General features: G+C 63.7%; 21 protein-coding genes. 9 read left to right on the forward strand and 12 right to left on the reverse strand.

What is annotated here, in order from left to right:
* Positions 1-35 precede the first annotated feature (35 nt).
* Complete coding sequence (gene lipA / locus QYM46_RS09090; protein ID WP_432791646.1) at positions 36-1,088, reverse strand: lipoyl synthase; 1,053 nt, start codon at positions 1,086-1,088, stop codon at positions 36-38.
* A 10-nt stretch (positions 1,089-1,098) separates the two neighbouring features.
* Complete coding sequence (gene lipB / locus QYM46_RS09095; protein WP_432791647.1) at positions 1,099-1,737, reverse strand: lipoyl(octanoyl) transferase LipB; 639 nt, start codon at positions 1,735-1,737, stop codon at positions 1,099-1,101.
* Between the two features lie 158 nt (positions 1,738-1,895).
* Here lipB and QYM46_RS09100 point away from each other — a divergent pair, with 158 nt between their 5' ends.
* Positions 1,896-3,305, forward strand: a complete 1,410-nt coding sequence (locus QYM46_RS09100) for a hypothetical protein (RefSeq protein ID WP_432791648.1) — start codon at positions 1,896-1,898, stop codon at positions 3,303-3,305.
* Between the two features lie 61 nt (positions 3,306-3,366).
* Here QYM46_RS09100 and sucB read toward each other — a convergent pair whose 3' ends face one another.
* From sucB to QYM46_RS09115, 3 genes are all read right to left on the reverse strand, one after another.
* Positions 3,367-5,193, reverse strand: a complete 1,827-nt coding sequence (gene sucB / locus QYM46_RS09105; RefSeq protein WP_432791649.1) for a 2-oxoglutarate dehydrogenase, E2 component, dihydrolipoamide succinyltransferase — start codon at positions 5,191-5,193, stop codon at positions 3,367-3,369.
* A 21-nt stretch (positions 5,194-5,214) separates the two neighbouring features.
* Positions 5,215-6,603: a dihydrolipoyl dehydrogenase gene (gene lpdA / locus QYM46_RS09110; RefSeq protein WP_432791650.1), complete on the reverse strand. Its 1,389-nt coding sequence runs from the start codon at positions 6,601-6,603 to the stop codon at positions 5,215-5,217.
* A 153-nt stretch (positions 6,604-6,756) separates the two neighbouring features.
* Positions 6,757-8,232 (reverse strand): leucyl aminopeptidase, encoded by a 1,476-nt coding sequence (locus QYM46_RS09115; RefSeq protein ID WP_432791651.1) that lies wholly within the window; start codon positions 8,230-8,232, stop codon positions 6,757-6,759.
* 122 nt (positions 8,233-8,354) lie between these two features.
* Between QYM46_RS09115 and QYM46_RS09120 the strand changes: the two genes are divergently transcribed.
* Complete coding sequence (locus tag QYM46_RS09120; RefSeq protein WP_432791652.1) at positions 8,355-9,461, forward strand: quinone-dependent dihydroorotate dehydrogenase; 1,107 nt, start codon at positions 8,355-8,357, stop codon at positions 9,459-9,461.
* Here the strand turns inward: QYM46_RS09120 and QYM46_RS09125 are convergent.
* Positions 9,436-10,047: a DUF3043 domain-containing protein gene (locus QYM46_RS09125; protein WP_432791653.1), complete on the reverse strand. Its 612-nt coding sequence runs from the start codon at positions 10,045-10,047 to the stop codon at positions 9,436-9,438. The two genes, QYM46_RS09120 and QYM46_RS09125, sit on opposite strands and share 26 nt — an antisense overlap.
* 23 nt (positions 10,048-10,070) lie before the next feature.
* On the opposite strand from QYM46_RS09125, the gene QYM46_RS09130 reads away from it, so the two are divergent.
* From QYM46_RS09130 to QYM46_RS09155, 6 genes are all read left to right on the forward strand, one after another.
* Positions 10,071-11,447, forward strand: a complete 1,377-nt coding sequence (locus QYM46_RS09130) for a dipeptidase (RefSeq protein ID WP_432791654.1) — start codon at positions 10,071-10,073, stop codon at positions 11,445-11,447.
* Positions 11,448-11,526: 79 nt separating this feature from the next.
* Positions 11,527-11,880: a HesB/IscA family protein gene (locus QYM46_RS09135; RefSeq protein WP_025778316.1), complete on the forward strand. Its 354-nt coding sequence runs from the start codon at positions 11,527-11,529 to the stop codon at positions 11,878-11,880.
* A 29-nt stretch (positions 11,881-11,909) separates the two neighbouring features.
* Positions 11,910-12,587 carry a leucyl/phenylalanyl-tRNA--protein transferase gene (gene aat / locus QYM46_RS09140; RefSeq protein WP_432791655.1) on the forward strand — a complete coding sequence of 226 codons (678 nt, stop codon included), beginning with the start codon at positions 11,910-11,912 and terminating at the stop codon, positions 12,585-12,587.
* Between the two features lie 110 nt (positions 12,588-12,697).
* A complete protein-coding gene (gene ctaC, locus QYM46_RS09145; protein WP_432791656.1) occupies positions 12,698-13,570 on the forward strand; it encodes an aa3-type cytochrome oxidase subunit II in 873 nt (290 codons plus the stop codon).
* Positions 13,567-15,264 carry an aa3-type cytochrome oxidase subunit I gene (gene ctaD / locus QYM46_RS09150; protein WP_432791657.1) on the forward strand — a complete coding sequence of 566 codons (1,698 nt, stop codon included), beginning with the start codon at positions 13,567-13,569 and terminating at the stop codon, positions 15,262-15,264. The genes ctaC and ctaD overlap by 4 nt, the downstream gene beginning before the upstream one ends.
* A complete protein-coding gene (locus QYM46_RS09155) occupies positions 15,261-15,662 on the forward strand; it encodes a cytochrome c oxidase subunit 4 (protein ID WP_432791658.1) in 402 nt (133 codons plus the stop codon). The genes ctaD and QYM46_RS09155 overlap by 4 nt, the downstream gene beginning before the upstream one ends.
* Positions 15,663-16,720: 1,058 nt before the next feature.
* Here QYM46_RS09155 and qcrB read toward each other — a convergent pair.
* Genes qcrB through ctaE form a run of 4 tightly spaced genes read right to left on the reverse strand, consistent with a single transcriptional unit; the run spans position 16,721 to position 20,917 of the window.
* On the reverse strand, positions 16,721-18,346 hold the full coding sequence (gene qcrB / locus QYM46_RS09160; RefSeq protein ID WP_432791659.1) for a cytochrome bc1 complex cytochrome b subunit: 1,626 nt from the start codon (positions 18,344-18,346) through the stop codon (positions 16,721-16,723).
* Positions 18,343-19,386: a cytochrome bc1 complex Rieske iron-sulfur subunit gene (gene qcrA / locus QYM46_RS09165; RefSeq protein WP_432791660.1), complete on the reverse strand. Its 1,044-nt coding sequence runs from the start codon at positions 19,384-19,386 to the stop codon at positions 18,343-18,345. Before qcrA ends, qcrB begins: the two co-directional genes overlap by 4 nt.
* A gap of 49 nt (positions 19,387-19,435) precedes the next feature.
* Positions 19,436-20,221 (reverse strand): cytochrome bc1 complex diheme cytochrome c subunit, encoded by a 786-nt coding sequence (gene qcrC / locus QYM46_RS09170; RefSeq protein WP_432791661.1) that lies wholly within the window; start codon positions 20,219-20,221, stop codon positions 19,436-19,438.
* 57 nt (positions 20,222-20,278) lie between these two features.
* Positions 20,279-20,917 (reverse strand): aa3-type cytochrome oxidase subunit III, encoded by a 639-nt coding sequence (ctaE, locus tag QYM46_RS09175; protein WP_432791662.1) that lies wholly within the window; start codon positions 20,915-20,917, stop codon positions 20,279-20,281.
* A gap of 215 nt (positions 20,918-21,132) precedes the next feature.
* On the opposite strand from ctaE, the gene trpD reads away from it, so the two are divergent.
* Positions 21,133-22,254, forward strand: coding sequence for an anthranilate phosphoribosyltransferase (gene trpD / locus QYM46_RS09180; protein WP_432791663.1), 1,122 nt, complete (start codon positions 21,133-21,135; stop codon positions 22,252-22,254).
* On the opposite strand, the gene QYM46_RS09185 is transcribed toward trpD, so the two are convergent.
* Together QYM46_RS09185 and QYM46_RS09190 are read right to left on the reverse strand one after the other, a co-directional pair.
* A complete protein-coding gene (locus tag QYM46_RS09185; protein WP_432791664.1) occupies positions 22,222-23,979 on the reverse strand; it encodes a DEDD exonuclease domain-containing protein in 1,758 nt (585 codons plus the stop codon). The genes trpD and QYM46_RS09185 overlap by 33 nt on opposite strands.
* A 47-nt stretch (positions 23,980-24,026) precedes the next feature.
* On the reverse strand, positions 24,027-24,479 hold the full coding sequence (locus QYM46_RS09190) for a hypothetical protein (RefSeq protein ID WP_432791665.1): 453 nt from the start codon (positions 24,477-24,479) through the stop codon (positions 24,027-24,029).
* Position 24,480: the final 1 nt, after the last annotated feature.

Here is a 24,480-nt window from a genome sequence, read left to right on the forward strand (position 1 = left end):
GGCGTCGCCTCCGGAGATCAGGGGGAGGCCGACGCTCATTGCTCAGCAGTCAAGTCTACCTCTTCGCCGGGGCCGAAGGTATCCACAACCGCCTGAGCCTCCTGTTTGGCGGGCGTGTGCTTGTCCAGGTGCGCCAGATGCGAAGGGATCTCCTCGCCGCGGCGACGCATGGCGGTGGCCCACAGCCGACCGGCTCGGTAGGACGAACGCACGAGCGGACCCGACATCACACCGAGGAAGCCGATCTCCTCGGCCGCATCGCGCAGCATCACGAAGTCGGCGGGCTTCACCCACCGGGTGACGGGGTGGTGGCGCGGGGAGGGGCGCAGGTACTGCGTGATCGTGATGAGGTCGCATCCGGCATCGTGCAGGTCCTTAAGCGCGGAGATGATCTCGTCGTTCGTCTCACCCATCCCGAGGATGAGGTTCGACTTCGTCACCAGACCGGCTTCGCGGGCCTGGGTGATCACGGACAGGGAACGCTCGTAGCGGAACGCGGGGCGGATCCGCTTGAAGATGCGCGGCACCGTTTCGACGTTGTGCGCGAGCACCTCGGGTCGGGAGGAGAACACCTCGGCGAGCTGATCCGGTTTGGCATTGAAATCGGGGATGAGCAGTTCGACGCCGGTGCCGCGACCGTCGACGTAGGAGAGGCCGTGGATCTGGCGCACGGTCTCTGCGTAGAGCCAGGCACCGCCGTCGTCGAGGTCGTCACGGGCCACACCGGTGATCGTCGAGTAGCGCAGTCCCATCTCCGCCACCGAGGCGGCCACGCGGCGCGGCTCGTCGGCGTCGAATTCGGCCGGTCGGCCGGTGTCGATCTGGCAGAAGTCACAGCGTCGGGTGCACTGTTCGCCGCCGATGAGGAAGGTCGCTTCGCGATCTTCCCAGCATTCGAAGATGTTCGGGCATCCGGCCTCTTCGCAGACCGTGTGCAGCTCCTGCTTGCGCACGAGCGACTTCAGTGCCGTGTACTCGGGGCCGATATGGGCCTTCGCCTTGATCCAGGCCGGCTTGTCCTCGATGGGAGTCTCGGAGTTGCGGGCCTCGACGCGGAGCATGCGGCGGCCCTCTGGTGCGATCGTCATCTGAGTTCTCCTATGCGGTGATGGTCTCGTGCAGGATCTCGTCGAGTCGCTGTGCCACATCCTCCGGAGTGACAGTGCGGCCGAGCTCGGCACTGATGGTCGTGGTGTCGGCGTCGGTGATCCCACAGGGGATGATGGATTCGTAGGCGCCGAGGTCATTGCTGCAGTTGAGCGCCAGACCGTGCATCGTCACGCCTTCGTGGATGCGGATTCCGATGGCGCCGATCTTGCGGTCGCGACGGAGACCGTCGTCTGGCAGCCAGACTCCGGCACGGCCCTCGATCGTGGTCGCTCCGATTCCGTATTCGGAGAGCAGTCGGATCATCGCGTCCTCGAGCTGGGACACGAAGAGTCGGACATCTTTGGGATCGTTGAGCTTGTAGATGCAGTAGGCGACCAGCTGTCCCGGTCCGTGCCAGGTGATCTTCCCACCGCGGTCGACGTCGATGACATCGGTGCCGTCGGTGGGCCGCTCAAAGTCCTCGGTGCGCTTGCCGGCCGTATAGACCGGTGAATGCTCGAGGAGCAGGATCGTCGAAGGACGATCACCTGCGAGCACGTCGTCGTGGTATCTCTTCTGCAATTCCCAAGTCTGCCGATAGTCCGAGAGGACAGGGGCGAACCCGAGCGTTTCTGTGGCCAGGGGCATGGCTCCACACTATGACTCTTGTCGCCGGTGTTCAATTTGTTCCCAATCACATCTGTCGCCCGTCACCGAGTCTGTGGCCCTTGACACAGAACGACTGCACCACTCATTATTAAACGACACCAAACAGCATACAAGATCATCAATGGAGATGACCGACGATGACATGGGAGTTCCAAGCAACGATCGCGGACGATATCCATCGCGTCGTCGATTCCGACGGTCGCAGTGCGTGGGGCGTCGTGCACAATGATTTCGATTCCGATCATCCCCGTGTTCTCACCCTCACCGAGGTGGCCCTTCCGAGCGGTGCCCGTTCCCTGCTCATCGTCCCCGTTTCGCCCGGTGGGCTCGTCCTCGACGTCGTCCGTGCCTATCAGGGACTGACCGAGCCCGAGCTGTGCACACTGTTCCTCGGCATCGTCGACGAACTGCGGAACTGCACACGCCCGGAGGATCGGCTCGCTCTGTCGGCCTTCGCCCTCGACGCCCAAGGCCGACCAGTGATCATTCCCGGCGTCTCCGCGCCGAGATCGACGACGCCGCGGCGGGCCGTGGGGGAGATGATCTACCATGCTGTCTTCGGGCGTCCATGGGCCGAGGCTCTGCTGCCGGTGGATCTGGCACTGGCCGAATCATCGTCGGCCCTGCGATCGCTCGTCGCCGGTCTCCTCGACGACGGAGCGACCGATGTCAGGTTGGAAACCGCCCTCGCCGAGGCAGCCGATTCGCTGCGTACCCTCGACCGTCCCGCTGCGCTGCCGCTGGTTCCCGCCGAGAGTGCAACGGCACCCGAAGCGGCGCTCACGGCACGCCTGCGGGTGGCATCCGGACTCCGGCCGAATCGAGGAACGACGGGGGACATCGAGTCGAACCTCGGGACTCCGGCTCCGCCTCTGCGCGGCGGAGAAGTCTCACCGCTGCGTGCTGGGGCGAAGAGTTCGCGGCGTTTGAGGCGGAAGCGACCGGAGGCACGGAGAAGACTGCTGGCGCCGATGCTGAGTGCCGTGGATTCTCTCCGGTCACGCCTGAGAACCATGGCACTGCCGCACGTGCTGGGACGCAGCACGCTGCTCATCGGCGTCGCCGTGTGCCTGACGCTTCTCGGCGGAATCGTCGTCTGGTCATCATGGTCGTCCCCCGAGTCCTCGAACAGGGAAGATATTTCTTCCGGCCAGGGGTCCGCCTCATCGGATGCACGGACGCCCGCACTCGGCGTCGACGACGTCACCGGTGTTCTCAAAGATCTGTGTGAGTCCCGAGCAACGGCGCTCAGCGACGGAGACAGCGAGGCTCTGCAGGCACTGACGGTCCCCGAGTCCGCTGCCGCCGCAGCGGATGAGCTCATCGATCCATCGGCATACGTCGACTCGGACTATTCGATCGATGTCGAGGACGTGAAGATCGTTGCCACCGACGATGACCGAGTGGTCGCCTCGGCACTCATGCGTTCGAGCGCGGTAAGCGGTGATGATCTGCAGGAGTTCGCCGCCCAGTCGGTCGAATTCGAGCTGAAGAAGGTCGAGGGAAGATGGCTCGTTGCAGAGGTCCGCGAGATCGCCGAGCCGTGAATGCCCCGAGGGGCCGACCACGCATGGTCGGCCCCTCGGAAGGTGTGCGGAAGAGTCAGGTTCAGAGGTCGAGGTCGGCCTCGAAGTTGCCTTCTTCCAGACGTGCCTTGATCGTCTGCAGGAATCGTCCCGCATCCGCACCGTCGACCAGCTGGTGGTTGTAGGTCAACGGCAGGTACACCATGTCACGAATGGCGATCGCCTCGTCGCCGTCGGCCGTCTTCACAGCGATGGGACGACGCACGATCGCACCCGTGCCGATGATGCCCATCTGCGGCTGGTTGATGATCGGCGTGTCGAACAGCGCGCCGACGGAACCGATGTTGGTCACCGTGAAGGTTCCGCCCGAGAGCTCATCGGGCATGATCTTGTTGTTGCGGGTCCGATCAGCGACGTCGTCGATGGCCTTGGACAGACCCGCGACGCTGAGGTCACCGGCATCCTTGATCACGGGAACGAGCAGTCCGCGCGGAGTGTCGACCGCGACGGCCAGGTGCTCGTGATCGAAGTAGGTGATCTGCTGCGACTCGAGATCATACTGGGCGTTGACCTTCGGGTGCACCTGAAGCGCCTCGACGATGGCCTTCGCGAAGAACGGCAGATAGGTCAGCTTCGAACCGTGCTTGGCCTGGAATGCCTCCTTGTTGGCCTTGCGCAGCTTCACGACGCGAGACATATCCACTTCGATGACCTGCGTGAGCTGTGCAGAGACATCGAGGGATTCGCTCATGCGCTTGGCGATGGTCTGGCGGATGCGCGAAGCCTTCTCCGTGGTGCCGCGCAGCTTCGCGACCTCCTCGGGGATCTCGACCTTGAACGGAGCCTTGGAAGCTGCGGCCGGTGCGGCGGACTGTGCCGCGGGGGTTGTGGCCGGAGCGCTCTTCGCCGCCGCCTCGACATCCTGCTTGCGGATGCGTCCGCCCACTCCTGTGCCGGTGACCTGCGAGAGGTCGACACCCTTCTCGCGGGCCAGGCGGCGCACGAGTGGAGTGACGTAGGCGGCGTTCTCGCCCACGGTGTCGGCGGCGGCAGGGGCCTGGGCAGCGGCGTCCACAGGCTCTTCGGCCTGAGCGGCAGAGGCCGACTGCGCCGATGCGGCTGCGGCCGGCTTGGGAGCCGACTCCTGCTTCGGCGCCTCCTCCTTGGGAGCCTCCTCCTTGGGAGCCTCCTGCTTCGGTGCCTCCTCGGCAGGAGCGTCCTCCTTGGGAGCTTCTTCCTTGGGGGCTTCCTCGGCCGGTGCGGATTCGGACGGGGCACCGGAACCGATGCGAGCCAGAGGCGCTCCGACCTCGACGGTGTCGTCCTCGTCTGCGAGGTGAGCCTGAACGACTCCAGCGACGGGGGAGGGGACCTCGGTGTCGACCTTGTCGGTGGAGACCTCGAGCAGAGGTTCGTCGACCTCGACCTCTTCGCCGACGTCCTTGAGCCAACGGGTGACGGTGCCTTCGGTGACGGACTCGCCGAGCGCGGGCATCGTGATCTCGGTGCCTTCGGACGAATCGGAATCAGAAGCGGCCGGAGCGGATTCCTCCGTCGGTGCCTCATCGGCTGCCGGTGCTTCGTCAGCGGGAGCCTCTTCAGCAGGGGCTTCTTCGGCAGGTGCCTCGGCAGGTGCCTCGGCCGGTGCTTCCTCGTCGGAGGACGCGCCGCTGCCGTCGCCGATATAGGCGAGGTCGCCGCCGACCTCGACCACGTCATCTTCTTCGGCCAGGATCTTCTCGAGGGTGCCGGCATACGGGCTGGGGATCTCCGTGTCGACCTTGTCGGTCGACACCTCGAGCAACGGCTCGTCTACCTCGACCTCTTCGCCCACTTCCTTGAGCCAGCGAGTGACAGTGCCCTCGGTGACCGACTCTCCGAGAGCCGGCATCTGAACGGAATTCGACATGAGTATTCGTCTCCTCGGATCTTATGAGTGGAAGTGCAGGGGTTTGCCGGCCAGAGCCAGGTGGGCTTCGCCGAGTGCTTCGTTCTGCGTGGGGTGCGCGTGGATGAGCTGCGCGACTTCCTCGGGGAATGCTTCCCAATTGACGATGAGCTGAGCTTCACCGGCCTGCTCGGACAGACGCGCGCCGATGCCGTGCACGCCCACGACCGGACCGTCCTTTTCCCGGACGACCTTGATCAGACCTGTCGTGTTCAGGATCACGGACTTGCCGTTGCCGCCGAGGTTGTACTCGAGGGCCTCGACCTGATCCTTGCCGTACTTCTCTTCGGCCTGAGCCGACGAGAGCCCGACGGAGAAGATCTCCGGTTCGCAGTAGGTCACGCGGGGAATGCCGGATTCGACGACCGGTGCCGGGTTGAGTCCGGCGATCTCTTCGGCGACGAAGATGCCCTGGCCGAAGGCACGGTGGGCCAGCTGGAGTCCGGGGACGATATCGCCGCAGGCGTAGATGTTGCCGACGCCGGTGTGGAGACGTTCGTTGGCCAGGACGAATCCGCGATCCATCGGGATGCCCTGCTCTTCGAAGCCGAAGCCGTCGGTGACCGGGCCGCGGCCGACGGCCACGAGAAGGTACTCGGCTTCGAGCGTCGAACCGTCTTCGAGGGTGACCTTGACGCCGTCTGCGGTCTCTTCGACGCCTTTGAACATGACGCCGAGCTTGAACTTGATCTTACGCTTCTTGAAGGCGCGTTCGAGGTTCTTCGAGATGGTCTCGTCCTCGTTGGCGACGAGGTGCTTGAGGCCTTCGACGATCGTGACGTCGGCTCCGAAGGAGTTCCAGACACTGGCGAACTCGACGCCGATGACGCCGCCGCCGAGCACGATGGCGGAGTTCGGGACCTTGTCGAGCTGGAGTGCCTCGGTGCTCGTGATCACCCGGTCGGTGACCTCGAGTCCGATGGTCTTCGACGTCGAACCGGTCGAGAGCAGAACATTCGTTCCCTTGACGGTGTGGCTGCCGTCTTCGCCGGTGACGTCGACGGTGTCTTTGCCGACGAGCTTGCCGGTGCCGAAGTAGGTGTCGATTCCGCGAGCCTTGACCAGACCCTGCAGACCCTTGTAGTTGCGGGTGATGACGCCGTCCTTGTACTCGAGCACCTTGGCGATGTCGATCCCCTTGAACTCGGCTTCGATGCCGAAGGTCTCGGAGTTCTTGGCGGTGTCGGCGACTTCTGCGGCGTGCAGAAGAGCCTTCGTCGGCACGCAGCCGCGGTGCAGGCAGGTGCCTCCCACCTTGTCGCGTTCGATCAAAGCGACCTTCATGTCGAGCTCTGCGGCTCGCAGAGCAGCGGCATAGCCACCGGTTCCGCCGCCCAGAACGACAAGGTCGTAGGTCAATTCGTCACTCACGGATTTCTCCTCGTAGCTGTGAATAAGGCTGCAGTACGCAGCTTTCAGTCTTATCTTTCCACTTTTCTCGGCCGGGGCGAAGAAAAACGCTGTCTGATTGGACACAGGTGGGCATCATCACGTTCACCTCGACAGCGTGTAGAACCACTGTGCTCAGGCCTGGGCCTTCGCGATTTCGATGAGGGTGCGCACCGCGGCTCCGGTTGCGGCCTTCGGTGTGTAGCCGAAGGGTGCGGACCCGTTGAAGCTCGGTCCGGCGATATCGATATGCGCCCAATTCGCACCCTCACCGACGAACTCCCGCAGGAACGCCGCAGCGGCGAGCATGCCGCCGGGGCGCGGCCCGGAGTTCGTGAGATCGGCGGCGGTGGAGTCGAACCCGGAGAGCATCTCCTCGGGGATCGGCATCGCCCACATCTGCTCACCGGCCACGGATGCCGAGGCGATGACCTCAGCCCGTGCGGCTTCGGAGCCCATGACGCCGGAGGTGCGTTCACCCAGTGCGACGATCTGCGCACCGGTGAGGGTGGCCACGTCGATGAGCAGGTCCGGGTTCTCCTCCCCGGCGTCGGTGAGTGCATCGGCGAGGACGAGTCGGCCTTCGGCATCGGTGTTCGTGACCTCGACGGTCTTGCCGCTGCGCATCTTCAGCACATCGCTGGGACGCTGCGCCGAGGATCCGGGCATGTTCTCGGCCAGCGGCAGCCACGCGGTGACCCGCACGGGCAGTTTGAGGTCGGCGATGCCGAAGAGCGCCTGCACGACGGCCGCGGAACCGGCCATATCGGACTTCATGTCCTCCATGCTCTTCGCGGGCTTGAGCGAGATCCCGCCGGAGTCGAAGGTGATGCCCTTGCCGACGAAGCTGAGATGGCGCTTCGCCCCGCGCGGTGCGTATTCGACCTTGACGAGTCGGGGCCCGCGGGTCGAACCCTGGCCGACGCCGATGATTCCGCCGTAGCCTCCGGCCTTGAGTTCCTTCTCGCCGAGGACGGTGACCTTGAGCTTGCGGTCCTTGGCCTGGCCCTTGACGATCTCGGCGTAGGACTCGGGATAGAGATCCAGCGGGGGAGTGTTGACGAGATCGCGCGCCCTGTTCGTCGCTGCGGCGATGACGTCGCCGGCGCCATGGGCCGCGGTGAAGGTCTTGCCCTTCGGGCCGATGACGGTGATGGCACCCGGCGTCCTGCCTTCGCTGCGGTAGTCGAGGAAGCGGTACGCACCGAGTCCGGCGCCTACTGTGACCGCTTCGACCTCGGCCGGAGTGGCGGCGGGCAGAGCCAGTGCGACCGACTCGACTCCATCCAGCGCGCGCAGCGCGGCACCTGCGCCTCGGCGCAGCGATTCGGCCGTGGCGGCGACATCGGTGTCGTCGGCATCGTCATCGCCGAGCCCCACGAGCAGCACGGAGTTCGCGGCGATGCCCTTCGGAGCGGGAACACGAGCGGTGGATCCGGCCTTTCCGCTGAACCCGATGGCCTGCGCGGCGTCGTTGAGAGCGGTCTTCGCCGCCTTCGCGCCTTCGAGTCCGAGGACTATCGAATCTGCAGCCGCCAGCACCAGTACGGAGGCGGTGGCCTTCGCCGGTGAGGTCGTGGAGTAGCTGCTGAGGGTGGATGCACCAGCCATGAGTTCCCTTTCAGTCGTCGTTGAACGTTGATTCGATCCTAATGCCTAACACGCCGACTTGCTGAAGCGGTCGGGCACGCGCCGGCTGATGCGATGGGCGACTCTGACATATTCTTGAGTGCGTGTACTCATTGATCTTCAGACTCCTCTTCGTTCCGATGGACGCCGAACGGGCCCATCACCTCTCGTTCACCGCTCTGCGGGTATTGGATTCCGTTCCTCTGCTCGGGCGTCTGCTCCGCTTCGTCTGTGCCCGCGGCACTGTCCGGCCCGTCGAGGTGATGGGACTGCCCTTCGCCAACCGCGTCGGCCTGGCCGCCGGATTCGACAAGAACGGCGTGGGGGTCCGTGCGATGTCGGCGTTGGGCTTCGGCCATATCGAGGTGGGAACGATCACCGCCCATGCTCAGCCGGGCAATGATCGTCCGCGGCTGTTCCGTCTGCGGCAGAACCTCGCCCTGCTCAATCGGATGGGGTTCAACAACGACGGAGCCCGGCAGGCATCGTTCAACATCGCCGCCGAACGGGCGAAGATCGAATCCCTCCCGCCGCGTCTGCGTCCGATCGTGGGCGTCAACATCGGCAAGACGAAGGTCGTCGAGGCGGCCGACGCGGTGGATGACTACGCCGCGTCGACCCGGGCGCTGGCTCCCTTGGCCGACTACCTCGTGATCAATGTCAGTTCGCCGAACACTCCGGGTTTGCGGGACCTGCAGTCGGTGGGCAGCCTCGAGCCGATCATCACCGCCGTCCGCGACACCGCCGCCGAGGTGGTCGAGCGCCCGCGGTCGTCGCTGGGTCATGTGCCCCTGCTGGTCAAGATCGCCCCGGATCTCGCCGATGAGGATGTCGCGGAGATCTGCGACCTGGCACTGCGCACCGGCGTCGACGGGCTCATCACGACGAATACGACGATCGACCGGTCCGTGCTGACCGGGGACGAGGCGGAATTCGCCGAAGGTCAGGCCGGCGGCATCTCCGGACGTCCTGTGGCCGCACGCTCACTCGAGGTGCTGCGTCTGGTGAAGAGTCACGTGGGTGATGAGCTCACCGTCATCTCCGTCGGGGGAGTCGCGGATGCGAAAGACGCCCGGGCTCGAGTGGCCGCGGGCGCCGATCTGGTTCAGGTCTATTCGGAGATGATCTATTCCGGTCCGTTCTTCCCCGGCCGCATCGTTCGCGGCCTTGAGCCGAGCGGGCTGCTCACTCGGGGTACTGGCGGCGCTTGACCTGCGGTTTGGGCATGCGCAGAGGACGCAGCTGGATGCTGCGCATGACCGCATAGAAGGTGATTCCCCGTTCGACTTCGCCGAACTTGTTGCGCAGCCGGTTCTTGAGGATGTAGTTGAGCACGAACCCGTCGAGGATGATCAGTGCGATGAGCCCCCAGACGGCGTAGGTGAAGTACTGCTGGATCTGGACCGGCTGCGTGAATGCGATGACGAGGATGAGGATCGCGGCCGGGATGAAGATCTCCCCGACCGAGAAGCGGGCATCGATGTAGTCGCGGATGTACCGTCGCTGAGGTCCTTTGTCACGGCGGGTGAGATACTTCTCCTCACCGTTCATCATTCCGATGCGCGCGCGATCACGCTCCTGCCGCTGCTGCTCCTTGGCTCGTCTGTTCGCAACCTTGCGATCCTTGTTCACCAAGGGCTGACGGCGCGCAGACTCCTGTTGGCTGCGCTTGGGCGTGGGCCGTCCCTTCTTCGCCTCCGCTTCGCGACGGGCGTCGGCTTCTGCGGAGGGGTCGTCATGGACTGGCTGAGAGGCGGCGGTTTCGTCGTCCGCGCGAGATTTTTTGCTTCCGAACACGAGATGAATACTACCTTTGGAGAATGAGCGAATCGACTTCAGCACTTGACAGTGCACAACTGCATGCCGAATTGGACACCATTTTCGAGGAGGTCCTCGGCAATCTCTCGGATCTCGTCGCCATTCCCTCGGTCGCCTGGCCGAGCTTCGACGCCGCGAATGTCACCGCCAGCGCCGAGGCGGTCGCCGGCTTGGCACGCGAGCTCGGCCTCGACGTGGACATCCTCAGCGCCGACCAGCCCGACGGAACCTCCGGGTACCCGGCCGTCGTCGCCTCGGTGCCGGCGCCCGAGGGCGCCCCGACGGTCCTTCTGTATGCCCACCACGACGTGCAGCCGCCCGGACGCGCCGAGGATTGGGACACCGAACCGTTCGTCGCCACCCGCAGGGGCGATCGTCTCTTCGGACGCGGAGCCGCCGATGACAAAGCCGGGATCATGGTCCATCTCACGGCTCTGCGACTGCTGGCCGACCGCCTCGGTGTGGGTGTGACCCTCTTCTTCGAAGGCGAGGAAGAGGCCGGCAGCCCGAGCTTCCGCAATTTCCTCGAGACCTACCGGGATCGGCTGCGCGCCGATGTCATCGTCGTCGCCGACTCCGGCAACTGGGCTGCGGGAACCCCGGCCCTGACGACGAGCCTGCGCGGAATGTGCGCCGTCGAATTCGAGGTCTCCACTCTCGACCACGCCGTGCATTCGGGAATGTACGGGGGAGTGGCACCGGATGCGATGCTCGCGATGACGAAGCTGCTGGCCACACTCCATGACGACAAGGGCTCCGTCGCAGTCGCCGGTCTGCACACGGACACGGAGACAGCCATCGACTACGACGAGGCGACTCTGCGCACCGACTCGGGAGTGCTGCCGGACACCGACCTCATCGGTACGGGCACCCTGGCCTCCCGTCTGTGGACCCAGCCGTCGATCACCGTCATCGGTCTCGACATCCCCGATGTCGCGGTCTCGTCGAACACGCTGCAGTCCTCGCTCAAGGCCAAGCTCTCGATCCGACTCGCGCCCGGGGACACCCCCGCCTCTGCGGTCAGAGCCGTCGAAGAGCACCTGCGGGCGAATCTGCCCTTCGGCGCACAGCTGCGCATCGGAGAGACCGAAGGCGGCAGCCCCTGGCAGGCCGATGAGGACGACCCAATCGTCCGAACCGCCCGTCAGGCTCTCACAGATGCCTGGGGCACCGAATCGGTGACGATGGGCATCGGCGGTTCGATTCCCTTCATCGCAGATCTGCTCGACGTATTCCCCGGCGCCTCGATCCTCGTCACGGGTGTCGAGGACCCGGACGCCCGGGCTCACAGCGCCAACGAATCGCTCTACCTGCCCGATTTCAAGGCCGCGATCGTCGCCGAAGCACTGCTGCTGCAGCGCCTCGGCGACCGTTCATGACAGAAACGGGGAATAGCTTGCCGGGCACCGATGTTGTCACCGGTGTAGCCTGGGGACAGGAACGCGAGAAGGAGTAACCATGACTGTGACCGAAAAAGCCGAAGCCACCCACGAGGTGGAGCTGTCGTCGACCGCTGCCGACAAGGTCCGCAGCCTGCTGGAGCAGGAAGGTCGTGACGACCTGCGCCTGCGCGTGGCTGTCCAGCCCGGCGGATGCTCCGGACTGATCTACCAGCTCTACTTCGATGAGCGCTTCCTCGACGGGGACGCCGTCCGCGACTTCGACGGCGTCGAGGTCATCGTCGACCGGATGAGCGTTCCCTACCTGAGCGGGTCGACCATCGACTTCTCCGACACCATCGAGAAGCAGGGCTTCACCATCGACAATCCCAACGCGGGCGGATCCTGCGCCTGCGGAGATTCGTTCCACTGATCAGCCTCGGCTGAGGAGGACCGCTTCTCATGGACCTGGAAGATCTGCGTGCCGTGTCATTCACGGCCACGCAGTCCCAGGTCCTTTTGTCGTATCGGGCCGGGCTCTTCCCGATGGGAGTCGGCCACGGCGGCGCCGGTCGGATGGGATGGTGGGCGCCACGACGCCGCGGTGTCCTGTTTCCCGGTGACCTGCGCGTGACGAAGAGCCTGCGCAAGTCGATGAAGCACTTCACCTTCACAACCGACCGCGCCTTCATCCACGTCATGCGCTCCTGTGCCGACCCGGCACGGACGGGAAGCTGGATCACCGAGGAGATGATCGAGCTCTACACGGGCCTCCACGAGGACGGCTGGGCCCATTCCGTGGAGGTCTGGAACGACGATGAGCTCGTGGGAGGGCTCTACGGAGTCGCCATCGGTTCGTTCTTCGCCGGCGAATCGATGTTCCACACTCAGCGGGATGCGTCGAAGGCGGCGTTGGCCCACCTCGTCGGACTCTTCGACGGAACCGACGTCGACAGCAGAGAAAGCCGATCCACCTCGGCGGATGAGGAAGCGGGACAGAGGGACTGGCTCATCGACACCCAGTGGCAGACATCACATCTCGCGAGCCTCGGCGTGTCGGAGATCAGCGGCCTCGAATACTCCGCGCACCTAGAATCCGCGCTCACGGGCAGTCTCTGTCAGGATATTCTCAACAAATGAACATCTGCAGATGAATTTCTACCGCGTGTAGCGGTAGTCTTATGACTGACAGAGTAAGTACACGTCTCTCGGCCTGACCTGGAGACGCAGAACGTTGTGAAAGGCTGCACGTGGATTCTCCGAATCAGTCAGGACCGCAGCGGTCCTGGGCGAAGCGGCTCGGCATTCTGAGCGCCGTGTTGATACCGGCGTTGCTATCGGGTTGCACGAAAGAGCAGATCGCCACAGGATTTTTTCCCGTCGAATCGCAAGGCGCGACGAACCACACGGATGCCTATACAGCGCTGTGGAACGGCGGCTGGATCGCCCTTCTCATTGTCGGCCTCATCGTGTGGGGCCTTATCCTGTGGGCCATGGTCGCCTACCGCCGCCGCAAGAACGATCGCGGACTGCCGGTGCAGATGCGCTACAGCATGCCGATCGAAATCCTCTTCACGGTGACTCCGGTCGTCCTCGTCCTCGGGTTCTTCTTCCAGAACGTCCAGGTCATGGAGAAGACGACAGACGACACGACCCCCGGTGAGCAGGTCATCGAGGTCGCTGCCAAACAGTGGGCCTGGGACTTCAACTACGAGACCGAAGACGTCTACTACGCCGGCACTCAGGTTGCACTCGACGGCACCCCGGAGCCCGAGAAGACCGCTCCGACTCTCTACCTTCCGGTTGACACCGACCTGGAGATCCGCCTGCACTCCCGTGACGTCCTCCACTCCTTCTGGGTTCCCGCCTTCCTCGAGAAGCGCGACATGATCCCCGGCCATGACCAGAGCCTGCATCTGCGTGCCGAGAAGGAAGGCGAGTACGTCGGCAAGTGTGCCGAGCTGTGCGGCGAATACCACTCGGAGATGCTGTTCAACGTCAAGGTCGTGTCCAAGGAAGAATTCCAGGATTACACGCAGTCGCTTGCCGATCAGGGCAACACAGGCCAGCTGGGACCGGAGTACGATCGCAACTGGTACCCGAAAGAAGGTGCTGAGAAATGACCGCCACGATGGATCAGGCGGCTCTTGATGCCCCGGTAGTTCCACGGAGCAAGGGCAAGATCATCGTCGACTGGATCACGTCGACGGACCACAAGACGATCGGGTACATGTACCTCATCGGTTCGTTCTTCTTCTTCTGCGTCGGCGGTGTGATGGCGCTCATCATCCGCCTCGAGCTCTTCGAGCCCGGAATGCAGATCGTGGAGACCAAGGAACAGTACAACCAGCTGTTCACCATGCACGGCACACTGATGCTGCTGATGTTCGCCACCCCGCTGTTCGCCGGCTTCGCCAACGTCATCATGCCGTTGCAGATCGGAGCTCCGGATGTGGCGTTCCCCCGCCTGAACGCCTTCGCGTTCTGGATGTACCTCTTCGGCAGCCTTGTGGCCATCTCCGGCTTCCTCACCCCGCAGGGTGCGGCATCATTCGGTTGGACCGCCTATGCGCCATTGAGCAATACGACGTTCACACCGGGAGCCGGCGGCAACTTGTGGGTTCTCGGACTCGCCCTGCAGGGCTTCGGAACCATCCTCGGCTCCGTCAACTTCATCACTACGGTGATCACCATGCGCGCACCCGGCATGACCATGTTCCGGATGCCGATCTTCACCTGGAACGTTCTGGTCACAGGCATCCTCGTGCTCATGGCCTTCCAGCCGCTGGCCGCCGCTCTGCTGGTGCTCGGTGCCGACCGCGTTCTCGGTTCGCATGTGTTCAGTCCGGGCAACGGCGGGCCGATCCTCTGGCAGCACCTGTTCTGGTTCTTCGGTCACCCGGAGGTCTATGTCATCGCTCTGCCGTTCTTCGGCATCGTCACAGAGATCTTCCCGGTGTTCAGCCGCAAGCCGGTCTTCGGTTATAAGGAACTCGTCTTCGCAACAGTCGCCATCGCCGCTCTGTCGGTGACCGTGTGGGCCCACCACATGTACGTCACGGGCGTGGTTGCACTGCCGTTCTTCGCCTTCATGACGATGCTCATCGCGATTCCGACAGGTGTGAAGTTCTTCAACTGGATCGGCACGATGTGGAGAGGCTCGATCACGTTCGAGACACCCATCGTGTGGTCGATCGGCTTCCTCGCCACGTTCCTCTTCGGTGGTCTCACCGGTGTCATCCTGGCCAGCCCCGCACTCGACCAGCACGTGTCCGACACCTACTTCGTCGTCGCTCACTTCCACTACGTCGTCTTCGGTACAGTCGTGTTCGCGATGTTCGCCGGATTCTACTTCTGGTGGCCGAAGTGGACGGGCAAGATGCTCAACGAGAAGCTCGGACACATCCACTTCTGGATGCTGTTCATCGGCTTCCACGGAACGTTCCTCGTCCAGCACTGGCTGGGCGTCGACGGGATGCCGCGTCGCTACGCCGACTACCTGCCGCAGGACGGTTTCACCTGGATGAACCAGGTATCGACGGTCGGATCGCTGCTGCTGGGTCTGTCCATGGTTCCGTTCTTCTGGAATGTGTGGATCACCCACCGCACCGCACCGAAGGTGACGGTCGACGACCCATGGGGCTACGGAGGATCGCTCGAATGGGCCACCTCCTGCCCGCCCCCGCGCCACAACTTCACCTCGCTGCCGCGGATCCGTTCCGAACGTCCTGCGTTCGACCTCAACCACCCCGAGCTGCTCGAGTACAGCGGGCACGGTCATACAGAACCCCAGCTCACAGGAGACAACGCCAAATGAAGTCATCGATCTACGTCTTCAACCTCTGCGGTCTGTTCTTCATCGCTGTCGGGATCTTCTACGGCGTCTTCACCGACTTCACCGAGCTCGTCGGGTTCCCGGCACTGCTCCTCGTCGGTCTGATGGCCCTGATGATCGGTGTCTACCTCTGGCTGACGGACCGTCGCGTCGGGCGTCAGCCTCAGGACAACGACGACGCCGAGATCTCCGAGGCCGACGCCGACTACGGGTTCTTCAGCCCGTGGAGCTGGTGGCCCATCGTTAGCGCGGGTGCTGCTGCCGTCTCGTTCTACGGAATCGCGATGGGCTGGTGGATCTTCCCGTTCGGTGTCGTGCTCGGCATCGTCGCACTCGTCGGACTCACCTACGAACACGATCGCGGTGACTTCGCCCACTGATACGGTGATCTGATCGCCCTCCCACTGTGGCCCGGACTCATTTCGAGTCTGGGCCACAGTGCTATTCGCGGGCCCGTTGCGATGCACCGACCCGGTCGTTGCTTGGCGATCCCGTCGCTGTATACGGGCCTGGTCGGTGTTTGGCGCCCTGATTCCCACTCGTAGACATCCGTGAAGACACAAGACACCACGCTCGAATAAGCGCTCTCTTCCCCGGAGCTCGAGGCCGAGGTCTGGGCCGTGCGCGAGTTCAGGGGAAGGCAGTTGCGCTGGTGCAGGAGCATGGACTCGTCGGTGGGACCATCGCTGACGCAGAGTGATTGCATTTTGGACGGATCATCGAGATCGAAATCGATGCTTCGTACCAAAAGTGATGATCGACGGCACTGATACTGGAGTTGATCGACGGCCATCGATGCGGCCCGTTGGCGCACCATGGTTCGCCTCGGCAGCGTCAGAGCCCCTTGTATGGCTTCCAGCGATTTGGTTGGCTCCACACACAGGCCGGACAGGGACTCCAAACGGCCGTATGCGGGTTGAAGGGTTGAAGTGGGTCTTGCCTTGCCTGACATGACATGTCGGCGGCCGCCAGCTTTTGCGTGCCGCTGCAACCCTGCGAGCAGTTGGGGCGACCGGTTTTTGGTCATCTGTGTCATTCCGAGGTCGCCTGTTGGCGAACCGGGATTTCCGAACGCTGCGGGTGCGCGTCCAGAGAGGCTGGATCGATGACTCTCGTCCGTCAAACATGTGGTCCGGCCAGGGGACTGCTTCAGCGTGCGCCCGACGCTCGCGCCGCGAGACGGCTGCAGAAGCCCGCCGAGGCGACATGTATCGGTGGTCGTCCGATGCGGTTCAACAAGAAGGTCACTGGCGACGCAGTGTGCCACGCCTCTTGCCGATGCTGACCGAACGCGGTAAGTCTCGACTGTTGCAGGACGGGCAGTAGAGCGTGGGGGAGAGGCTGAGTCGGTGCTACGGTGAAGAGCACCACGGATGAATAGACCGAGGGGCCCAGCAGTTGAACTGCTGAGCCCCTCGGCTTTGGCTGGTCAGATCGATCAGTGACCGAGCTGGTTGCTGTTCGAGCCCTCGACTGCGTCGTGCTCGTGGTGCGAAGCTTCGAGTTCCTGCTTCGACACCGGAGCCACACGATCTTCGAAGAAGAAGCGTGAGAGTCGCGCACGCAGCTTCTCCATGCCCGTGATCTTGCCCTCGGCATTCGGCTGAGCCGGCACGTAGGCAGGCGATTCGAACGCGGTGATCTTCCACAGCTTGTGCGGGGGAAGAGCCTCGTGGCGTTCGAGGAACTCACCGTGGGGCAGACGGATGATGTGAGCCGTCTCCCGTCCGTGCAGAGCGATCTCGCGGTCCTTGCGCTGGAGTGCCAGGCACATGCGTTTGGTGATGACGTAGCCGATGATCGGTCCGAAGAAGAACAGGAACCGGAAGATGTAGATCATGTCGTTGAGCGACATCTGGAAGAACACGGCGATGATGTCACCCGATGCAGCCGCCCACATATTGCAGTAGAAGATGATTCCTGCAACGCCGATGGCCGTCCGAGTCGGGTTGTTGCGGGGGCGATCGAGAATGTGGTGTTCCCGATGGTCCTTCTGCAGCCACGCCTCGAAGAAGGGGTAGATGAACATGACAGCGAACACGCCGCCCATGACGAGCACGGCACTGTTGATGTTGAACGAGATCGGCCATCCGAAGATGTAGAACTCGAACCATCCCGGAACGATGCGTAGGAATCCGTCGGCCCAGCCGATGTACCAGTCAGGCTGTGTACCAGCCGAGACGGGAGACGGGTCGTAGGGACCGTAGTTCCAGATCGGGTTGATCGTGAACAGCGCCGAGATGAGCGAGATCAGTCCGAAGATGAGGAAGAAGAATCCTCCGCCCTTGGCCGCGAAGGTCGGGAGAACGGGTTCTCCGACGACGTTCTTCTCGGTGTTGCCGGCACCCGGGTACTGGGTGTGCTTGTGCACGACGACGAACATCAGGTGGATGCCGATGAGCGCAATGAGCAGGGCCGGCACGATCATGATGTGCAGGGTGTACAGACGGGCCACGATGTCGATGCCCGGGAACTCGCCTCCGAAGAGGAAGAACGAGATGTAGGTTCCGACGAGCGGCAGCGACTTGAGGATGCCGTCGATGATTCGCAGTCCGTTGCCGGAGAGCAGATCGTCAGGCAGCGAGTAACCGGTGAAGCCGGCTGCCATGCCCATGATGACGAGCAGGACGCCGACGACCCAGTTCAGCTCACGTGGGCGACGGAAGGCGCCGGTGAAGAACACGCGCAGCATGTGCACGCTCAGTGCTGCGACGAAGAGCAGGGCCCCCCAGTGGTGCATCTGTCGGATGAACAGACCGCCGCGGATCTCGAGGGAGATCGCCAGGGTGGAGTCATACGCTTCGGAGATCTCGACGCCGCGCAGCGGCAGCCACGGTCCGTCGTAGTGCAGTTCGCCCATGGCGGGCTGGAAGAAGAACGTGAGGAACGTTCCGGACAGAACGACGATGATGAAGCTGTAGAGAGCAACCTCGCCGAGCATGAACGACCAGTGGGAGGGGAAGATCTTGCGACCGAACTCGCGGACGAGGACGGATGCCCCGACGCGGGTTTCGGCGAAGTTCGCCGCCTTCCCGATTGTGGTGGTTGGCTGTGTAGTACTCATGGGTGGTTGATCTCCCAGAACGTAGGTCCGACAGGCTCAGGGAAGTCCGACTGGGCAACCAGGTAGCCTTCGCTGTCCACAGTGATGGGCAGCTGAGGAAGCGGTCGTTTGGCCGGGCCGAAGATGACCTTGCAGTGTTCCGTCACGTCGAAGGTCGACTGGTGGCAGGGGCACAGCAGGTGATGTGTCTGGTGCTCGTACAGTGCGACCGGGCAGCCGACGTGGGTGCAGATCTTCGAGTAGGCGACGATTCCGTCGTGTGACCAGTCCTTGCGGTCCGGGTCTTCTTTGAGTTCATTGGGATCGATGCGCATGAGGAGCACGGCCGCTTTGGCCTTCTCGTTCAGCGGGTGCTCGCTGGCTTCCTCGTCGCCGATGCCCGAGGGAAGGACGTGGTACGCCGAGCCGATCGTGACTTCGTCAGCCTTGATCGGACGTTCTGACTCAACCGACGGGATTCCGCCGACATCGCGGATGAGGCGAGTGCCCTTCTGCCACAGCGTGTTGAACATCTTGTCGCCCGGGAGCGGGCCGAGATCGCGGAAGACGAGGACCGCCGGCAGCGGTGCGATCGCAAGTGCGGCGATGAGTGTGTTGCGCAGCAGAGGACGACGGGCGATGCCCGACTCTTCCTTGGCCTGGTGAAGGATCTCGAGCGCAATCGCCTGATCTTCTTCGCTGCCGCCGATGTCATGGCGTTCGTCGATGCCCTCGTGGTCGCTCATGAGGTTCTTGGCCCAGAGCACAGCTCCGAAGCCGATGGAGAACATCGCGACAGCGGCACCGAGGCCGACGAACATGTTGTGGAGGCGGATGCTCTGCATCGATTCGCCCGGAGTGAACAGGAAGTAGGCCACGATGAACCAGATGGTTCCGATCATCGAGAGGATGAACCAGGCGGCCACCTGTCGTTCGGCGACCTTCTCGGCGCGTGGATCCGAGTCGGCCAGCCGTGGTTTGTGCTCGGGCAGGCCCGGGTTCGTGAACCCGTTCAACTCCTCGAGCTGGCTGCCGCCGCCGGAGTGCTCTTTCGAGGTCATTGAATTCCCCGTCTTTTCTCGTAATTGATGGTGTACGACACTGTCGGACTCACTTGGCCCTGGATGACAGCCACACTGTCAGACCGATGACGGCAGCAAGACCGAAGAACCAGATGAACAGGCCCTCAGCCACCGGACCCAGGGATCCGAGCTTGAATCCGCCGGGGGAGGGGTTGTCCGAGACTTCCTTGACGTAGGCGATGACATCGCGTTTGTCGTCGGGAGTCAGGTTCGCGTCGTTGAAGATCGGCATGTTCTGCGGGCCGGTCTGCATCGCTTCGTAGAGGTGCTTCTCGGAGACTTCGGACAGGTTCGGTGCGTACTTGCCGCGTGTCAGAGCACCGCCGGAGCCGACCACGTTGTGGCACATGGCGCAGTTGGTGCGGAACAGACCGCCGCCTGCCGCGGGGTCGCCCTTCGAAGCATCGAGGTACTCGTCCTCGGGAACTGCCGGTCCTGGTCCGAGCGAAGCAACATAGGCAGCGAGCTGGGCGGTCTGCTCATCGTCGAACTGAGGTTCCTTGACGCGAGCCTGCGGGCCGTTGGCCTGCAGCGGCATGCGTCCGGTGCCGACCTGGAAGTCAACAGCAGCGGCGCCGACGCCGATGAGTCCGGGGCCGGCCTTCGAGCCTTCGGCGTTCATGCCGTGACAGGTGGCGCAGTTGGCCGCGAAGAGTTTCTTGCCTTCTTCGATGTCAGAGGCGCTGGCTGTGTCCGCCTTGGCGCTCGAAGTCTGCGTGAAGAGTGCATAGGCTCCGCCGGTCAGCAGCAGTCCCACGAGAAGCAGCGCGACCAGCGCCATGGGATGTCTGCGGCGATCTGCTAGAAGCTTCACTTGATCGTCCTTTGCTTGAAGTGTTGTGAGTCCTGGGGGCCGAGCATCTCAGTCCGCCTATTGGAGGAGGTAGATGACGCCGAACAGACCGATCCAGACGACATCGACGAAGTGCCAGTAGTAGGACACGCAGATTGCGAATGTGGCTTCGTGGTGACCGAACTTCTTCGCCCCATAGGCACGTCCGATGACGAGCAGGAAGCAGATGAGACCGATGGTCACGTGGATACCGTGGAAACCAGTGGTCAGGTAGAAGACGGAACCGTAGCCATCGGTGTTGATCGAGATGCCCTCGCTGACGAGCGTCGCGTACTCCATGACCTGGCCGGAGACGAAGATCGCGCCCAGGGCGAAGGTGAGGTAGAACCACTCGACCATTCCCCATTTGGCGATGTTGAACAGCGAGCCGGTCCGCCGGGGGCGGAACCTCTCGGCTGCGAACACACCGAGCTGGCAGGTGAACGAAGACGACACCAGGATCAGCGTGTTGCCGAGAGCGTAGGGGATGTCGAGGATCTCGGTCCTCGTCTCCCACAGCTCCGGAACGACGGACCGGATGGTGAAGTACATGGCGAAGAGCGCGGCAAAGAACATCAGGTCGCTCGCGAGGAACACGATGAAGCCCACCGTGGTCACATTCGGACGATTGACAACCGGATGTGCTGGCGCTGTTTGAGATGCAGTGGCAGTTGACACAACCCCATTATTACCCGTCTCGGGGTGAGTTTTCATCTTTTACCCAGGTTTCGAGAAAGAAATTTCTACACGACGTAGCAAAAACCCCGATCTGGTGCCGAAATCTCGTTCCGGGGGCAGCTTCCGCCCGCGTGTCGAAGTCGCGATAGTATGCCGCAGGTAAGGAACGTCCCCTTCTGCGGGACGGTGAGAACGCCTAGTGAGAGTTCATACGGATGACTGATTCCACGCCCCTGACCACCCCGGCGACGCACGTGTCGGAGTCCCGCAGCGAGGTCGAGGCAGCCACTCAGAACTGGCCGGACTTGCTGATGGCTCTCATGCATCAGCAGGACCTCGACGGCGTTCAGGCGGCTTGGGCGATGGACCAGATCATGTCGGGCAGGACTCCGGATGTGACAATGGCCGCATTTCTGGCCGCGCACCACACAAAGGGCGAGACGGTCGAAGAGATCGCCGGACTGGTGGCGGCGATGATGGACCACGCCGTGCCCCTGCCCGGGCTCGAAGACTCCGTCGACATCGTCGGCACCGGCGGGGACCGCGCGAAGACGGCGAACATCTCCTCGACCGCGGCCATGATCATCTCCGCGACCGGGCAGCGCGTCGTCAAACACGGCAACCGTGCGACATCCTCGGCGTCCGGCTCCGCCGATGTGCTCGAAGCACTCGGGGTGCGGTTCGACATCACTCCCGAACAGACCGGTCAGATCGCCCAGGAGGTCGGGCTGGCCTTCTGCTTCGCCAACGTCTTCCATCCCTCGATGCAGTTCGTCGCGGCAGTGCGGCGACAGATCAACGTCCCTACCGCCTTCAACATCCTCGGACCCCTGACGAACCCGGCCCGGGCGCGGCATACGGCCATCGGAGTCGCCGACGCGCAGATGGCTCCGCTCGTCGTCGGCACCCTGGCCAAGCGCGGACATCAGGCCGTGGTGTTCCGGTCACGAGACGGACTCGACGAGCTGAGCAACACTGCTGTCAACGATGTGTGGGAGGTCCGTCACGGCGAGATCGAGCACACGACCTTCGACGCGCTCGACCTCGGCATCGAGCGGGCGACGAAGGACGATCTGCGGGGAGGAGGTCCGGACGAGAACGCCGCCATCACCCGGGCTGTCCTCGACGGTGAGCGGTCAGCCGTGCGCGACATCGTGGCCATCAACGCCGCAGCGGCTCTCGTGGCCGCCGACGAATCGGCTGTGGGCACGTTCACCGAGCGCCTGGCTCTCAAGCTCGAGACTGCGGTGAACACGATCGACAACGGCGGCGGTGCGGACAAACTCCAACAGCTCATCGACGTCTCACATCGGGTCGCTGAGACGAATCGCTCCTGAGGACTGAGCGTGGCTGGTCGCTCCCTGTCGAGGCAGCGACCAGCCACGATCGTCTGCAGTGGTCACGGAGATGAGTTCGGCGGTCTCCAGCCATCCGGCCAGCAGTCGCGTCTCCTCCGGCAGAGAGTCAGTCTCCTGCGGCAGCGCGCCGGGAGCAGGCACCCATTCCGCGGTCGGGGCCAGCACCGCCAGCGAATCTGCCATGGCCGGTCTGGCCGACACATGGCCGGCACCGGCGAGTTTTCCGTGCCGGATGATCGCCAGATCCCAGCCGGCCTCGGATCCGGGCGCCGCCGCAACCAGTTCGGGAATCCTGCGCAGAGCCGACACCTGCTCGGCCCGAGCAGCGATCGACACCGCGGTGCGCAGCGCGTCACGGACCTCGGCTGCCGTCTCGTAGCGAGCCTCACCGGCCAGTCGCCTCATCCGCTCTGCGGCCAAACGCTGCAGAGACGACAGATCCCCGGCGACGAGCTCGAACAGCTCCCTGATGGAGCTCAGGTAGTCATCGACGTCCGTGATCCCCGCGCATGGGCCGCCGCACTGACCGACCTGGGCGCTCACGCACGGACGATGTTCGCCGAGGGTGCACCTCCTGATCGTCGTCGTGCACCTCTTGACCGGGTAGAGGGTGTCGAGGAGCTCCTTGACGGCTTGCGCGGATTTCCGCGATCGGAACGGTCCCAGCGGCGGCGCGGGGGAGCGTTCCAGGGCCGAATTCGCCCGGACCACCGACAGCCGCGGGAAGAGCTCATCACTGAGCACGATCCAGGAATTGCGGTCCGGATTCTTCGATCGTCGGTTGTACGGAGGCGCCAGCTCGCCGATGAGGCGGATCTCGCGGACCTCGGCTTCCAACGCGTGCGCGCACGGCAGGCAGCTGACCTCCTGTGCCGCGGTGATCATCTCGGCCATGCGGCCGCGGTTCTCCGAGGCGTTGAAATACCCGCGCACCCGTCGGGCCATATTCCCGGACTTGCCGATGTAGAGCACACGGCGAGTGCCGTCGAGGAACATATACACGCCGGGTTCGGCGGGAACGCCCTTGGCCAGATGGGATTTGGCCTGTCGCTTCGCCCACCCCGACTGCCTGACGGCGGACAGCTCCTCGAGAGTCGTCACCCCGTAGCCGCCGAAGCGTTCGAACAGATGATGGAGGAGCTCGCCGGTCGCGCGAGCATCGGAGAGCGCACGGTGATCGGGTTCGACCTGGGTGCCGAAATGAGCGGCCAGGGTCGAGAGCTTGTGATTGCGCACTTCGTCACGACCGACGACGCGACGGGCGAGAGTGACGGTGTCGAGGACCGTCGGAGCCGGCCAGTGATAGTCGAGACGTTCACAGGCCGAGCGGAGGAAGCCGATGTCGAAAGGCGCGTTGTGGGCCACCAGCACCGCACCGATGGAGAATTCGAGGAAGCTCGGCAGCACCGAGCTGATCGGTGGGGCGTCATCGACCATCGCATGAGTGATGCCGGTGAGCCGGGCGACGAAGGGGCTGATCACCGAGTGCTCCGGCTTGACCAGCGTCTGGAACTCTCCGATGACCTCACCGCCGCGGGTCTTTACCGCACCGATCTCGGTGATCTCCGACTGCCCCGCCCGGGTGCCGGTCGTCTCGAGGTCGACGATGACGAAGGTGACATCGGACAGAGGAGTGCCGAGGCTGTCGAAGGAGAGCTGAGAATTGTGCAGTGCGCTGGGGGCACGGTCGAACGGGACGGTCATGACGCTCAGTCTCTCAGGTGCGGCTGACGCGAAGCGATCAGCACCATTCACACCGAGGATCCGTCGCCGTCATCGGCGGACCGATGACTCGGCAGGTGGAAGAACAGTCCGACCGCTCCGCCGATGCCGACGGCCAGACCGATGAGCAGGTACCATCCCGGCAGCGGTCGGAAGAAGACGACGCCGATGAGCAGGAGCACGACTGCTCCGAGTGCGGCGGCCCAGGACAGCACGAGGGTGGGCGAAGCGGTGCGCCACCCGATGGGCTCCGCCGGCTCGGGCTCCCAGTGCTCGGTGTCCTCGAGAGCGTCGCGAACATCCTCGGCGGGCATATCGCCCATGGCGGCGGAGGGCTCGGCGATCTGCCGGACGAGGTCGTCCCACTCCTCGTCGCTGATGCGCGATCGGTCGTGTCCGATCTTCTCCGGGTCGGGAACGTCTCCACGCCAATCCTCCCGGCCCTCGTCGTCGGGAGTCGAAGCGCTGCCGTCGTCGTTCATA

It is taken from the genome of Brevibacterium sp. K11IcPPYGO002 (genome assembly GCF_050920635.1).
Lineage (GTDB): Bacteria > Actinomycetota > Actinomycetes > Actinomycetales > Brevibacteriaceae > Brevibacterium.